This window comes from Streptosporangium sp. G11 (genome assembly GCF_051192615.1).
Lineage (GTDB): Bacteria > Actinomycetota > Actinomycetes > Streptosporangiales > Streptosporangiaceae > Streptosporangium.
Genome location: NZ_JBPJUQ010000053.1, coordinates 1 through 14,411, shown reverse-complemented (window position 1 = coordinate 14,411; position 14,411 = coordinate 1). Strand labels below are relative to the sequence as shown.

Below are 14,411 nucleotides of genomic sequence, written 5' to 3'. Positions count from 1 at the left end.
CGCGTACACGAGGCGTTGACCGTCGTGCGCGGCACGAGTCCGGCGCCCGGACGTGCGGCGGAGTCGTTCACGCCGGGTGGTGGAGGTGGATGCGCTGCCCGTCGTGATCGAGGATGCCCAGGATTTCCGCCGGTCCCCCGTGTGCCTTGATGGCGTGGGGGATCATGGTGGAGAACTCGGCCGCCTGGCCGGTCTCGACCTGGATGGTGCGCTCGCCGAGGATCAGCGTGACGGTCCCCGACAGGACGGTGAACCAGTCCGTGCCGGGGTGGACCGCGAGTTGGTCGGCCCCCTGGCCGCGCGCCTCGTCGGTGATGCGCATCTTGACGACCGTGATGCCGGCCGGCCCGGATCCGCGGTTCAGCAGCCAGGTGGTCAGCCCGCGCTGTTCGTTGCGCTGAGGCCTGATCACGACGTCGTCGTCGTTGACGGTTTCCACCAGCTGGTCGAGCGAGACGCCCAGGGCGCGGGCCAGTGAGGTCAGCTGGTCAAGGCTGATGCGCCGGTGGCCGGTCTCGATCCGGCTCAGGGTGGAGGGGCTCAGGAAGGCGCGTTCTGCGAGGTTGTCGAGTGACCAGCCGCGTGCCTGCCTCAGGCTCCTGATGCGCATGCGGACCGTGCTGTCCAGATCGCTTTCTTGCGTCATACGCAAGAGCGTACCCGGTAGGAGCAAGGCGGGGTTATCGTCGAAACATGAACACCTCTCACCAGGACCACACCCACACCCATCCCCACCCCCACACGGAGACCGACGCGCTCGCCGAGCTCCTGGAGCTGGACGCTGAGGTTCTGCAGGCCTACCTGTCGGAGCTGACCGCCTGGCTGGGCGAACTGGCCGACCGGGAACCTCGCCGCATCGTCGATCTGGGCAGCGGGCCCGGGACCGGTGCCATCGCCCTGGCGCGGCGTTTCGCGCGGGCCGACGTGACGGCCGTGGATCTTTCCCCGCAGATGCTCCACCGGCTGTCGAAGAAGGCCTCCCTGCTCGGTCTCACCGACCGGGTCCTCGGCGTCCAGGCGGATCTGAACGAGGACTGGCCGGCGCTCGACACCTGCGACCTGGTGTGGGCTGCCTCCTCCCTGCACCACATGGCCGACCCTGACCGTGTTCTGGCCCGGGCGTTCGACGTCCTGCGGCCGGGCGGCCTGATCGCCGTGACCGAGATGGACTTCTTTCCCCGCTTCCTGCCCGACGACGTAGGCGTGGGCCGCCCCGGCCTGGAAGCCCGCGTTCACGCCGTCCTGAACAAGAGGCCGGCCGACGAATGGACGGAGCACCTGCGGCGGGCGGGATTCGTCCTGGAGGCCAAACGCCCGTCGGCCATCGATTTGCCCGCCCCCCTGCCGGCCGCCGCCGGCCGCTACGCCCAGGTGTCTCTGCGGCAGCTGCGCTTTCACCTCGACGGTCAGCTGCCCGCTGAAGACCTGGTCGCCCTTGACACGGTCATCGACGATGACGGCCCCCACAGCGTCCTGCGGCGCGAGGACCTCACCGTCAGGACCAACCGGACCACGTGGGTGGCTCGCCGCCCCTGACCTGGGGATTTCTGCTCGCGGGAGGCTGCCGGCGACGGTGTTCGCCGGGTGTCGGCCGGCGACACGAGCCTGCCCCGCGGCCGGCGCCCGCACGGGTGAGACTCGCGCCCCGCGGCGCGCTGGCGGGTCCCCGTGGCGCCCTGGTCATCCGGCCGGTGGGCCGAGCGCATGGCCGATGCGCGCGTGCAGCGTCCTGAAGCGCTCGACGAGCTCGGCCGGTTCGTGGACGGTGAACTCGAAGCCGAGCAGGGTCACGTGCAGGGCGAGCCCGTCGAGGGAGTCCGAGCCGACCCACAGAGTGCAGCTGCGCTCGTCGACCGCTTCGATCACCCCTGTGTCGGCCGGTACCCGTTCGGCCACCCGTGCCGCCGGGGCGTACATGGTGAACCGCGCCCGGTAGCGATATCGATCGACGCCCACGGCCCAGGACGCGTACCCGCCGATGTCGCCGGTGGGCGGCTCGCGGGGGCTGAAGCGAGGGCCAGCCGGGGTCCGGGGCCGCAGCCGGTCGACCCGGAAGGTCCGCCAGTCCGCCCGGTCGAGGTCGTAGGCCACCAGGTACCAGCGGTGCTCGGCGTGGACGAGCTTGTGCGGCTCGACCGTGCGGGTGCTCTCGGTGCCGTCATGGCCGCGGTAGTCCATGCGCAGCCGCTGGTGGTCGCGGCAGGCCGTGGCGATCGTGGTCAGCACCTCGGCCGAGACGACCGCGCCCGGCCGGTGCTGGGCCACGATGGCCGCGTCCAGCGTCGAGACCCGGTATCGCAGCCGGGGGGGCAGGATCTGTTCCAGTTTCGCCAGAACCCGTACCGACGCCTCCTCGATCCCGGCCACCGTGCCGTTGGCCGCGGTGCGCAACCCCACCGCGACCGCGACGGCCTCCTCGTCGTCGAGCAGCAGCGGCGGCATGGCAGTCCCGGCGCCCAGCCGGTATCCGCCGACGTTCCCGATCGTGGCGTGCACCGGGTAGCCGAGCTCGCGCAGCCGATCGATGTCACGGCGCACGGTGCGCACCGTCACCCCCAGCCGGTCGGCCAGCTGCGGACCGGTCCAGTCCCGGCGCTGCTGCAACAACGACAACAGCCGGAGCAACCGGGCGGACGTTTCGAGCATGCCTCCATTGTGCGTCGCAACGAGGACAGTAACTGACCTCCTTGGCTGACATGCTCGTCTCAGTGATCGCCGCTGACCGGAGTAGACGCCGGACGGCGCGGTGTCGGCGGGTCCTTCGCCCGGAACACCGGTCATGGGTCTTCGGGCGGGCTCGTGACCGAACCCTGCGACGCGAACACGCCCAGCCAGGACACCACCCCGAGCACGCGGCCGAGCGCCTCGTGCCGACAAAGAGGAGTCGTGTGTTGAACAGCGAGATCAAGCCGTTCCAGGTCCACATACCGCAGTCCGAGCTGGACGACCTGCGGCGGCGCCTGTCCGCCGTTCGCTGGCCCGTCCAGATTCCGGACGCCGGCTGGAGCCGCGGCGTGCCGCTGGACCACCTGAAGGAGCTGACCGAGTACTGGACCACGACATACGACTGGCGCGCCACGGAGAAGCGGCTCAACCGGCACCCGCAGTTCACCACCCACATCGACGGGATCGACCTGCACTTCCTGCACGTCCGCTCACGCCACCCGCAGGCGTTCCCGCTGATCATCTCGCACGGCTGGCCCGGGTCGATCGCGGAGTTCCTGGAGGTGATCGAGCCGCTGACCGACCCCGACGACCCGGCCGACGCCTTCCACCTCGTGATCCCCTCGCACCCGAACTTCGGGTTCACCGGGCCGGCCGCGGCGGGCTGGGACTCGCGCCGCATCGCCACCGCCTACGCCGAGCTGATGGCCAGGCTCGGCTACGACAGGTACGGGGCGCAAGGCGGCGACTTCGGCGCGATCATCGCGCCCGACCTCGGACGGGTGGACCCCGAACGCGTCGCCGGCGTGCACGTCAACGCGGCCACCGTCGGGTTCATCCCGCTCGGCGACGTGCCCGCGGACACGGTGCTCACCGACGCCGAGCAGGCCAGGCTCGACCGGATGAACCAATTCCTCTCCGACGGCAACGGCTACTTCCAGATCCAGGCCACCCGCCCGCACACGCTCGGCTTCGGCCTGGCCGACTCTCCGGTCGGCCAGCTCGCCTGGATCGGCGAGAAGTTCCACGACTGGGCCCACCCCGCGGGCTCGATCGGAGCCGACCACGTCATCACGCACGCGATGATCTACTGGCTGACCAACACCGGCACGTCCTCGGCCCAGCTGTACTACGAGTCCATGCACACCGGCAGCTGGCCCACGCCCTCCCAGGTGCCCACCGGCGTGGCCAGCTTCGCCGAGGACATCGCGATCCGTCCCTTCGCCGAACCGCTCAACAACATCACCCGCTGGACCGAGTACGACCGCGGCGGGCACTTCGCCGCCCTTGAGGTCCCCGACTTGTTCGTGGACGAGCTGCGCGCCTTCTTCCGTACCGTCCGCTGAACACCCGGCCTCCCCGTCTCCCGGAGCTCATGACCGTTTTCAGCGCCGGGGGTCCGCCTGGCCGGCCTCGGCGTTGACGGCCGGGCCGGGCACCCCTGGCCTGGTGAGGCTTTCGGGGTCGACGATCTTGTCGTACAGGTCCTCCGCGACGCCGCATTCGAGCGCGGCGTCCTTGAGTGCCAGCCCCTTGTCGAGAGCGTGGTGTGCGATGCGGGCGGCCTGGTCGTAGCCGATGACGGGGCTGAGGGCGGTCACCATCATGATCGAGTGGTCGATGTCGCGACGCAGGGTCTCGGTGTTCAGCCGAGCCCCTTCGACCAGGTACGTTCGGAAGTGGTCCATCATGTCGGCCAGGATGCGCGCCGAATGCAAGACGTTCTTGATGATGACCGGGCGGAAGGCGTTCAGCTCGAAATTGCCCTCGGCACCCGCCATGGAGACGGCGGTGTCGTTGCCGGTCACCTGGATGGCGACCATCAGCATGGCCTCGGCCTGCGTCGGGTTGACCTTGCCCGGCATGATCGACGATCCCGGTTCGTTGGCCGGCAGGATCAGTTCACCCAGCCCTGTACGCGGCCCGGAGCCGAGCCAGCGCAGGTCGTTGGCGAACTTGAACAGCGGCACGGCCAAGGCGCGCAGCGCCGCAGAGACCCGTACGAGGTCGTCGCACGAGGCCTGAGCGGCGAACTTGTTCGGCGCGCCGGTGAAGGGGCGCCCGGTGAACTCGGCGATCTGCCGAGCCATCTCCTCACCGAAACCCGGCGGTGCGTTCAGCCCGGTGCCGACCGCGGTGCCGCCGATCGCCAGCCGGTAAAGCCCGGTACGGGTGCGTTCGAGATGGTCGATGGCCGCGCCGAGCTGGGCGGCATAGCCGGACCATTCCTGGCCGACGGTCAGCGGGGTGGCGTCCTCCAGGTGGGTACGCCCGATCTTGACGATGTGCTCCCACTCGCGGCTTTTGGCCTCGGCGCTGTCACGCAGCCGGGCGGCGGCGGGGAGCACGTGTTCATCGATGGCCTGGGCGGCGGCGATGTGCATGGCGGTGACGAAGGTGTCGTTGGACGACTGGCCCATGTTCACGTGGTCGTTGGGATGGATCGGGTCCTTACTGCCCAGTCGCCCGCCGACGAGCTGGATCGCCCGGTTGGACATCACCTCGTTGACGTTCATGTTGGACTGGGTGCCCGAGCCGGTCTGCCAGACGTACAGCGGGAACTCGCTGTCCAGCTTGCCGCGAACGACCTCCTCGGCGACCCGGCTGATGAGGTCGGCCTTCCACCGGGGCAGGCGGCCCGCGCGAGCGTTGACGATCGCCGCCGCTTTCTTGATGTGGCCGTAGGCGTGGTAGACGGCCTTGGGCATGCGATCGTCGCCGATGTCGAAGTGGAGCAGCGACCGCTGGGCCTGGGCGCCCCAGTAGTGCCCAGCCGGCACCTCCACTTCGCCGAGGGAGTCACTCTCCGTCCGGGTGCCGGTGTCCGCGAGTCCGATCGGCACATCCCGGACGCGGGGCGCGCTCACCGCCCGTTCCCGTGGACCGGGCGGTGAGCGGGCTGCCACATGGTGTCCTGGACCTGCTGGATCGTGTCGCGCAGGTCGGTGCGAGCGAGGTGCTCCTCGGCCGCCTGATCGGCGACGGCCACGGCGACCGTGGCGGAGACCTCGCGAAGGTTGTCCACCTGCGGCAGCAGGGATGCGCCGGGGGTCGAGACATCCACCATGCCGCCCACCGCCTCGGCGGCGGCCTGCAGCATGCCGGGACTGACTCGGCGAGCTCGGGCGACCACGACGCCCAGCCCCAGTCCGGGATACAGCATGGCGTTGTTGGCCTGGGCGATGACGTAGGTGACGCCGTTGTAGGTGATCGGCTCGACCGGGATGCCGGTGGCGATCAGCGCCCGGCCGTCGCTCCAGCGGATCAGGTCGGCGGGTACCGCCTCGATCCGCTCGGTCGGGTTGGAGATCGGGAAAATCACCGGCCGCTCGACCCCCGCGGCCATGGTGCGCACGATCTGCTCGGTGAACGCGCCATGAGCGGTGGAGGTGCCCACCAGCATGGTCGGCTTGATCCGCTTGACGACCTCGGCCAGCGAGATTCCGGAGGCGTCCTCGGACCAGCCGTGCACCTCGGCCCGTGAGCGGGCATAGCGCCGCTGGAAGTCACGCAGGTCCTTCATGTCATCGATGAGCAGGCCCTGCTTGTCGACCGGCCAGATTCGCCGGGTCGCGGTCTCCTGGTCCAGGCCGGCGCGGACCATCGCGTCGCGTATCTGGTCGGCGATGCCGATGCCGGCGGTGCCGGCGCCGAAGATGACGATCCGCTGCTCGTCCATGGGAGTCGCGGACACCCGGACGGCGCCGAGCATGGCGGCCAGCACGATCGCTCCGGTGCCCTGCATGTCGTCGTTGAAGGTCGAGAGGTGATCGGTGTATCTCTCCAGGATGCGGCGGCCGTTCGACGGGCCGAAGTCCTCCCAGTGCAGCATCGCGCCGGGGAACATCCGCGACGCCGTCTTCACGTAGGCGTCGATGAAGTCGTCATAGCGCCGCCCCCGCACCCGTGCGTGCCGGTTGCCGACATAGGCGGGGTCGTTCAGCAGCGCCTCGTTGTCGGTGCCCACGTCCAGGGCGACGGGTATGACGCGGCCGGGGTCGATCCCCGCGGCGGCGGTGTAGACGGCCAGCTTGCCGACCGCGATGCCGGCCCCGCCGCCCACGCCCCAATCGCCGATGCCCAAGATCTCCTCCGCGTCGGAAGCCACGATCAGATCGACGTCGTCCGGCCCCATCTGCAGGCTCTGGAACGCCCGCTCGATCCCAGCCGGGTCGTCGACGGACAGGTACACCCCCCGCGGGCGCCGATACTCATGGCTGTAGGTGCGGATCGCCTCGGCGACGGTGGGGTCGTACACGATGGGCAGCATCTCGCGCAGGTGATCGCTCAGCAGCCGGTAGTACAGCACCTCGTTCCGGTCGCGAAGGCCCTCCAGGAAGACGTTCTTGAGCAGGTCGGTCGGTTGCGCACGGTACTGCGCGTACGACCGGCTCACCTGCTCCTCCAGTGTCTCGACCACCGGCGGCAGCAGGCCCTCCAGGCCCAGGTCGGCCCGCTCCTGCGGCGAGAAGGCCGTGCCCTTGTTCAGCAGCGGCTCTCGCAACACCGCGAGGCCGCGCAAAGACGTGACGTAGCTTCCGTCGGGCTGCTCGGCGAACATCGGACCTGCCAGATCCGGCTTCCTCTTGCCAGGCGACATCAGGATCCCCTTCCAGCGTGGCACCCCGATCAAGGGGTGCGGCTGCCCCTCTCACGCCCTTCCCCGCCACCGCCCAGGACTGTCCCTTATGTCAGGCAAAATAGATTTACGCGAAGAATGGCCACCTGAGACATGGGTTTCGCACATCCGCACCTTCACAGAAACACCCCCCGGACGGCGGCGTTGCAGCAGGCGGGGCGTCACCTGCGGGTCCACCAGCCCCTGCCCTTCGTGGGCGACCCGCACCGCGTCCACGATCAAACCGGGATCGCTCTCCTTTGAGCACGGCTCGCCCCGTCCAACCGCGAACCGAGCGGGCTACCACCCTGTTGCCCGGCAGGACGCGTACCCACGCCTTCGGCGACGCCCGACCGATGGGCAAGGCGCGGGGGGCGCCCCTGGTCATCCTCTCCCCCGGCTTCGGCGGGACGCGCGGTTCGCTCACCGGACACACCACCGTCCCTGGGCTTCCTTACTCGGCCGGTTCACGTCTCGGCGCCGCACGGACGTGCGCGCGTTCGCCTTGTTTCCCGATGAGACTCAGGTACTCGACGGGACCGGCGCTGGTGGCCCCGAACCAGTGGGGGGTGCGCGTGTCGAACTCCGCTGCCTCCCCCGGCTTGAGGATGAGGTCGTGTTCCCCGAGTACGAGGCGGAGCGTTCCGTTGAGGACATAGGCCCAGTCGTAGCCCTCGTGGGTGCGCAGGTCGGGCTCGGCGTCGTCGCTTCCGGCCGGGAGGACGAACTTGTAGGCCTGGATTCCTCCGGGCCTACGGGTCAGCGGCAGGATGACCGAGCCGTCGCCGCAGGGGATGGGACGCAGATTGACGCGGGGGTCGCCGGTCGGCGGCGCATCGACGAGCTCGTCGAGTGTGACCCCGTGGGCCCGGGCAAGCGGAAGCAACTGCTCGAGCGTGGGACGTCGCAGGCCCGCCTCGAGCCGGGACAGGGTGCTGGTGGAGATGCCGGTCTCCTCCGCGAGGTCGGCGAGCGTGACGTCGCGATGCAGCCGAAGGCGTTTCAACCTCGGTCCGACAGCGTCGAGAGTGCGGTCAATGGCTTCGTCCATCCTTCTATTTTGCCATTCGGCAACAACGTTTGCACATCCGCCTTCTCTGTCGACACCATGAAGAACGAACCGGGGAACGCACCCGCAGAGGGGGGCGCGCTCCGCCGGCGCGGGTGAGCCCGGCGGAGCCGCTGGCACGTGGCCGCGACGAGGTCACCGGCCACGGCGGAGAGATCATCGCGAACGAGGAGGACGACCCATGACGCACGGATTCGACAAGGACTTCTGGGAGCGGCACTGGCAACAGAGGCAGGCCGGGGGCCCCGGATCCATGGGCGGCAACCCGCCGAACCCGTACCTCGCCCGTGAGACCGGCGGCCTGACGGCGGGCACGGCACTGGACGCGGGGTGCGGCGGCGGTGCCGCGGCGATCTGGCTCGCCTCCCACGGCTGGCACGTCACCGCGGCCGACATCTCGTCCGAGGCCCTCGCTCGCGCCGCCGAGCGCGCGGCGACGAGCGGAGCCCCCGAGCGCCTGCGGTGGGTTGAGGCGGACCTGGGCGTCTGGAGCCCGGAAGCGCGGTTCGACCTGGTCATGACCCACTACGCCCACCCGGCGATGCCCCAGTTGGAGTTCTACGACCGCATCGCCGGATGGGTGGCTCCCGGCGGCACGCTGCTCATCGTGGGGCACCTGCACACCCCGGGCTCCACCGGCCACGGGCACCACCCTCCCGCCGAAGCGTCGGTCACCTCCGCGGCCATCACCGCGCGCATGGACGGCACGGAGTGGGAGATCGTCACCGCCGAAGAACACCTCCGCACGCTCACCGGCCACGAGGGCCGAGCGGTCCCCCTGCGAGATGTCGTCGTGCGCGCCACCCGACGCCGGTAACCACCTCGTCCGACAACGCCGGGGCCCGCTGCTCCGGCGCCGATCCCCCTTGCCTTCTTGAAAGTTCTCGAAAGGAATCCCATGAGCACGAACCGGTCCTCACCTGCGGGAGCCCCCGCCCCGACCATCCAAGACCCGCGACAACGACGTACGATCTTGGTCGGGGTCTGCGTCGCGCTCATGGCGGTCATCGCCTCGGTGTCCGGGCTGAACGTCGCCCAGCCGGAGCTCACCGTCGCGTTCGACGCCTCGCAGACCGAGGTCCTGTGGTTCATCAACATCTACACCATCAGCCTGGCCGCGTTGCTCCTGCCCCTCGGCGCGATGGGCGACCGGTGGGGCCGCAGGCCGGTGCTGCTCGCGGGCCTGCTCGTCTTCGGAACAGCGAGTGCGGCGGCCGGCCTCGCCACCTCGTCCGAGATCATGCTCGCCGCGCGTTTCCTGAGCGGTGCGGGCGCAGCGATGATCATGCCGGTCACCCTCGCCGTCATCACCTCGACCTTCCCGGACGAGGAGCGCTCCAAAGCGATCGGCGTGTGGACCGGTGTCGCCGGCGGTGGAGGCATCGTGGGGATGTACCTGTCGGCCGTCCTGGTCGACCTGGCGAGCTGGCGGTGGCTCTTCGTCCTGCCGGTCGTGCTCGTCGCCGTCGCCGTCGTCCTGGCGCTGCGATCCGTCCCGAACTCGCGCGAGGCGTCAGGGCGCGGGTTCGACGCCGTCGGTTCGCTGTCGTCCGTGGTCGCGGTGGTCGGGCTCGTCCTCTTCCTCCACGAGGGCCCCGAACGAGGCTGGACCGCGCCCGCGACGCTACTGAGCCTCCTCGTCGGCGTCGTCGCCGCTGTCGGATTCGTGGCGTGGGAGCTGAGCCGGCAGGCTCCACTCCTCGACGTCCGCCTGTTCCGTGAACGAGGTCTCGCGAGCGGCTCCGTGTCGCTCCTGACGGTCTTCGGCGTGCAGGCAGGGATCTTCGTGGTCCTCTTCCCGTACTTCCAGGCGGTGCTCGGCTGGTCCGGCCTTCGCTCCACCCTGGCGCTCATGCCGATGGCGCTGCTGATGATGTTCGCCTCCGGCCTCGCCCCGCGGGTGGCCGCGCGCATCGGCAGCCGCTCGACGATGGCCTCAGGGATCTTCCTGGGCGGCGCGGGGCTGGTCCTCATGGCCACCTTCGTCTCCATCGACGGCGGCTACCTCTCGATCCTGCCCGGCATGCTCGCCATGGGACTCGGTATGGGTTTGACGATGACGCCCTCCACCGAGGCCATCACCACCGCCTTGCCGCGTGAGCGTCAAGGTGTCGCGTCCGCGCTCAACGACGTCACCCGGGAGTTCGGCACCGCGCTCGGTGTCGCGCTGCTCGGAGCGGTCCTGACCGCCGGCTACCGCGGCGCCATCGACTCCCGGCTCGACGGGGTGCCGGACGACGCCGCCGACGCCGCCCGCGAGGGCGTCGCCAACGCCCTCGCGGCCGCCGACGGTGCCGGCCCCCAGGCGCGGGCGCTGGCCCTGGCCGCCCAGGAGTCCTTCGTCGACGGCTGGCAGCAGGCCATGTGGGCAGGCGCGGTAGTCATGGCGATCCTGTTCGCCTACGTTCTCGCGCGAGGTCCGCGGCAACGGACCCGGGGCTTCGGCGGCGACAGCCGTGAATCCGGCGACGTGGTCGCCGACCTGCGCTGACTCACCGAGGGGGCACTGTGGTCCCGGGGAAATCCCGGCCGGATCGCGATCATCCGAGGCGACTCCGTTCGTTGATCACCTCTGCTCCGGTTCGTACGGTCCTGACCGGTGGCGGTCCAGCTCTCCACCCTGCCCTGGATGAGGTGCGCGGGGCACCACGGGCGGCGGCGGTGGCGCGGCCGACCGGCGAGACCTGCTCCGAGGATGATCATGTCCGGCGGGCACGCGAGCGCGCGAACGCGCGCAGGGTGAGCAGCGCGACGACGGCCACGACCTGCCCGCCCAGGATGATCTTGTTGTAGTCGATCGCGGGCTGCCAGCGGACCTGGCCGTCCTTGATGACGAAGACCCCCGCCGCGGTCGCGCTCGCGCCGAACCCGCCGCCGGAACCCTCGCCCGAGTTCTCGCCGCCCTCCTGCTTGCCGCCTCCGGCGCCGCCGCCCCCGCCGACGCGGGCCACGGGGATGACGGTCACCCCGTCCTGCGTGATCGGCTCGCCGAAGACGCGGGTGACGGTGGCGGAGTCGCGAACCTTGTCGATCATTTCGATGACGTCCATGTCTTCCCTTCGTCGCGGCCACGGCCGCGACCATCGTCCATCCGGCCACGACGGCCAGATCGGCCCATGGCCAGGCTCACCCCCATCGTCCAGGAAACGCCGGGTGCAACCGACGCCTCGTCGGATGCGTAGCGAAAACGGTGAGCGGGGCGGCGATCGAGACGCGGCCCCGGTCGCGGTGGGAGACCTCTCTTTGGCCGTCCTAGCCGGCGGCCGCCTGCTCCGGCAGACGGGTGCCGAGAAGGGCCAGGCAGTTGGTCCACATGGTGTCGAGGCGCTGGGTGTCGTTGTACAGCTTGGCGAAGAGAACCTGCCCTTCGAGCTGGGCGACGACGGCGCGGGCGGCCGCGGTGGGGTCGGCCACGGCGACCTCGCCGCGCTCGCTGGCCTCCTCGACAACGGACCTCACCATGTCGACCTGGGCGTCGAAGATCCCCTGCAGGCGGGCGCGGATGGGCTCGGTCCGGTTGCTCAGCTCCAGGGTGAGGTTGCCGAACATGCAGCCGGAGACGGTTCCGCACGACTGCTTGCCGTCGCGCTGCCTGACCTCGGTCGCCTCGAACAGCCGACGCAGCCGCTCCAGGGGCGCGCCGTCCCCGTGAAGGAGCGCCGCCCAGTTGCCGCGTTCCTCATTCCACTCCGCGTCGATGACGGCCAGGGCCAGCGCTTCCTTGGACTCGAAGAAGTAGTAGAAGCTGCCCTTGGGAACGTTGGCGGCCTTGCAGATCTCCGCCACGCCAAGTGCCGAGTAACCGTTCAGCTCGATCAGTTGCTGCGCGACCGTGAGGATCTTCTCTCTGGCGTCGCTCGTTCGTCCCATGCACCCAGTCTACGACCGGTCGTCTATGTTCGTAATAGACCGGTCGTCTGCCTGGAAAACGCGCCGTTCATCACCGGTGAGATCCTGCACGTCGACGGCGGGCAGAACGCCGGCCACTGACCTCTCCGGGCTTTCGGCCCTCCGCGCCCGCCCGCCCGGCGGCGACCGGACGACGGCAAGGTCTCCTGCCCCGAACCGGGCCGATCCGCGCAGGTCACCGGACTTCCGAAAAGATCGTGTTCTTGGCGGCGGAGACGGCCGCGACCTCCGGGAACACGCACGGCTGAGAGGCGAAGTGGAGCACCTCAGGTGCCTGCTCCGCGGAAGGTGCCGGGGTGGGGTGGAGCGGCAGTCCCCGTTGTCGGCGCGCCGCGCCACCAGGTCGGGCCGGTCATTTCCCTCATGTCCTGAACATGGGGTCCAACCCAAGTAAGCCCAAAACCCACATTCAGTGGATCATGAACGGTGTTTCCACTGGTTGACGCGTCGTAGAGGCTGTCTCCGGGGCGTCGGGGACGCGTGATGGCACGGCTGGGTCGAACAGGATGTTCGACTCGGTTTGAGGGTGTGATCTGGTTCACGTTGTGGTGTTGAAGTTGTGATCATGTTTGCCCGATTCGGGTGGGTGTGTCTCGCTACGTTGCTCCTGTTCGTGTGGGGGTGTGGCGGGAGGGTTTGTTGTGACGTCGGTGGAGCGGACGGCGTATCCGGAGTTCGGGCGGTTGGTGTTCGCCCGGGAGTTGTACACGTTCTTCTCGCCGTCTGAGGAGGAGATGGAGTGGGTCCGGGCCAAGACCGACACCGACGAGCACCAGCTCGCGCTCGCGGTTGCGCTGAAGTGCTTCCAGAAGCTCGGCCGGTTCGCTAAGAAGGGCGAGGCGCCTGCGGTAGTTGTCGAGCACGTGCGGCAGTGCCTGTTCCGGGAGGACGCCGATGAGTCGTTGGAGCCGGTGTATGCCTCGGCACGGACGGAGCAGTCGCACCGGGTTCTGGTCCGGCTGCGGGAGGGTGTGAAGTACGCGCCGGGCAAGGCTCGCAAGCTGGCGGAGCGGGAGATGACGAAGGCGGCGTGGGTGAAGAACTACCCGCCGGATCTGATCAACGTGGCGTTGGAGCGGTTGACCCAGGCCGGGCTGGAGCTGCCGGCGTTCTCCACGCTCGACAGCATGGAGTCGACGATCCGCGGGCAGGTGAACGGCCAGATCTTCCGGACGATCTGGGTGCGGTTGCGGCGGGACGCCCGTGCCCGCCTGGAATCCCTGGTGGTGGTGGTGGGGCCGGGCGGTAAGTCGGATCTGGAGCGGGTGAAGAAGGCCGCCCGGCGGGCGACGTGGTCGAAGTTCAAGGACCAGGCCGCGCACCTGGCCTGGTTGGACGGCCTGGCCGACACCGACGACGCCCTCGACGGGATCGCCGCCTCGAAGATCGCTGACTTCGCGGGTGAGGCGGAGGCCGCGGATGTGGACGTGTTCTCCCGGTATGCACCGGACGGGATCCGGCGGATGGCGGTGCTGACGTGTTTGGTGCACGCTTCGCGGGGCCGGGCCCGCGACGATCTGGCGCAGATGCTGTGCAAGCGGATGGCGGTGAACAACAAGAAGGCCAAGGCGCAGCTGGAGTTGTTCCACCAGCGGCAGCGGGCGGTGACCGAGCAGCTGATCGTCGTCTACCGGAATGTGCTGCAGGGCCTGGCCCCGGGCGGCCCGGTCGGGGTGGCTGAGGTCGCCGCGACCCAGATGGTGTTGATGGCGGTGGCCGCGCTCACCCAGGAGCAGGACGGTGCTGGTGACGATCAGGCGACGGCCGATCCCGGCGGCACCGACTCCGACACGGATCAGGCTGAGGCTGAGGCCGATCCGGGCGGTGCCGGCGGCGATCCGGGGGCGGTGATCCGGGCACTGCTGAAGGCGGTGCGGGTGCAGGCGGCGGGGGTCGGGTCGGTGCTGGCCGTGGTGGAGGACGCGGGCGGGTTCGACTCCCAGCTGGCCGACATCGAGGAGGTGACCGCGTATCGGGGCGACAACCACGAACTGTTGGTGCAGCAGTTCTTCAAGGCCGACCGGGCCACGATGCTCGCGTTGGCGGGGGCGTTGCGGTTCGAGGCGACCTCGTCGAGGTTGTCCCGTAGCTCGTAGAACTTGAAGTGGCGGTCCCCGCCTCGGGGCCTACCTGGTGGTAGGTCTCGGGCAA

12 protein-coding genes are annotated in these 14,411 nt (G+C 69.6%); 5 read left to right on the top strand and 7 right to left on the bottom strand.

Annotated elements, in window-relative coordinates; genetic code table 11:
• Window positions 1-67: 67 nt before the first annotated feature.
• The gene (locus ACSDR0_RS35205; RefSeq protein WP_435293257.1) at window positions 68-646 is read right to left on the bottom strand and encodes a helix-turn-helix domain-containing protein; all 579 of its coding nucleotides are present in this window, start codon (window positions 644-646) and stop codon (window positions 68-70) included.
• 47 nt (window positions 647-693) lie between these two features.
• Between ACSDR0_RS35205 and ACSDR0_RS35200 the strand changes: the two genes are divergently transcribed.
• Complete coding sequence (locus ACSDR0_RS35200) at window positions 694-1,536, top strand: class I SAM-dependent methyltransferase (protein WP_435293256.1); 843 nt, start codon at window positions 694-696, stop codon at window positions 1,534-1,536.
• A 144-nt stretch (window positions 1,537-1,680) separates the two neighbouring features.
• On the opposite strand, the gene ACSDR0_RS35195 is transcribed toward ACSDR0_RS35200, so the two are convergent.
• Window positions 1,681-2,646 (bottom strand): helix-turn-helix transcriptional regulator, encoded by a 966-nt coding sequence (locus tag ACSDR0_RS35195; RefSeq protein WP_435293255.1) that lies wholly within the window; start codon window positions 2,644-2,646, stop codon window positions 1,681-1,683.
• A gap of 242 nt (window positions 2,647-2,888) precedes the next feature.
• On the opposite strand from ACSDR0_RS35195, the gene ACSDR0_RS35190 reads away from it, so the two are divergent.
• Window positions 2,889-4,010, top strand: a complete 1,122-nt coding sequence (locus ACSDR0_RS35190) for an epoxide hydrolase family protein (protein ID WP_435293254.1) — start codon at window positions 2,889-2,891, stop codon at window positions 4,008-4,010.
• Between the two features lie 39 nt (window positions 4,011-4,049).
• On the opposite strand, the gene ACSDR0_RS35185 is transcribed toward ACSDR0_RS35190, so the two are convergent.
• From ACSDR0_RS35185 to ACSDR0_RS35175, 3 genes are all read right to left on the bottom strand, one after another.
• Window positions 4,050-5,531 carry a class II fumarate hydratase gene (locus ACSDR0_RS35185; protein WP_435293253.1) on the bottom strand — a complete coding sequence of 494 codons (1,482 nt, stop codon included), beginning with the start codon at window positions 5,529-5,531 and terminating at the stop codon, window positions 4,050-4,052.
• Window positions 5,528-7,264 (bottom strand): NAD-dependent malic enzyme, encoded by a 1,737-nt coding sequence (locus ACSDR0_RS35180; protein ID WP_435293252.1) that lies wholly within the window; start codon window positions 7,262-7,264, stop codon window positions 5,528-5,530. The genes ACSDR0_RS35185 and ACSDR0_RS35180 overlap by 4 nt, the downstream gene beginning before the upstream one ends.
• A 472-nt stretch (window positions 7,265-7,736) precedes the next feature.
• Window positions 7,737-8,333 carry a helix-turn-helix domain-containing protein gene (locus ACSDR0_RS35175; RefSeq protein WP_435293251.1) on the bottom strand — a complete coding sequence of 199 codons (597 nt, stop codon included), beginning with the start codon at window positions 8,331-8,333 and terminating at the stop codon, window positions 7,737-7,739.
• Window positions 8,334-8,532: 199 nt separating this feature from the next.
• Between ACSDR0_RS35175 and ACSDR0_RS35170 the strand changes: the two genes are divergently transcribed.
• Together ACSDR0_RS35170 and ACSDR0_RS35165 are read left to right on the top strand one after the other, a co-directional pair.
• Complete coding sequence (locus ACSDR0_RS35170; protein ID WP_435293250.1) at window positions 8,533-9,168, top strand: SAM-dependent methyltransferase; 636 nt, start codon at window positions 8,533-8,535, stop codon at window positions 9,166-9,168.
• An 81-nt stretch (window positions 9,169-9,249) separates the two neighbouring features.
• Window positions 9,250-10,842 carry an MFS transporter gene (locus ACSDR0_RS35165; protein WP_435293249.1) on the top strand — a complete coding sequence of 531 codons (1,593 nt, stop codon included), beginning with the start codon at window positions 9,250-9,252 and terminating at the stop codon, window positions 10,840-10,842.
• 208 nt (window positions 10,843-11,050) lie between these two features.
• Here the strand turns inward: ACSDR0_RS35165 and ACSDR0_RS35160 are convergent, their stop codons facing one another.
• Together ACSDR0_RS35160 and ACSDR0_RS35155 are read right to left on the bottom strand one after the other, a co-directional pair.
• On the bottom strand, window positions 11,051-11,401 hold the full coding sequence (locus ACSDR0_RS35160; protein WP_435293248.1) for a spore germination protein GerW family protein: 351 nt from the start codon (window positions 11,399-11,401) through the stop codon (window positions 11,051-11,053).
• A gap of 202 nt (window positions 11,402-11,603) precedes the next feature.
• Window positions 11,604-12,221: a TetR/AcrR family transcriptional regulator gene (locus ACSDR0_RS35155; protein ID WP_435293247.1), complete on the bottom strand. Its 618-nt coding sequence runs from the start codon at window positions 12,219-12,221 to the stop codon at window positions 11,604-11,606.
• Window positions 12,222-12,901: 680 nt separating this feature from the next.
• Here ACSDR0_RS35155 and ACSDR0_RS35150 point away from each other — a divergent pair.
• Window positions 12,902-14,356: a DUF4158 domain-containing protein gene (locus tag ACSDR0_RS35150; protein ID WP_435293246.1), complete on the top strand. Its 1,455-nt coding sequence runs from the start codon at window positions 12,902-12,904 to the stop codon at window positions 14,354-14,356.
• Window positions 14,357-14,411 lie beyond the last annotated feature (55 nt).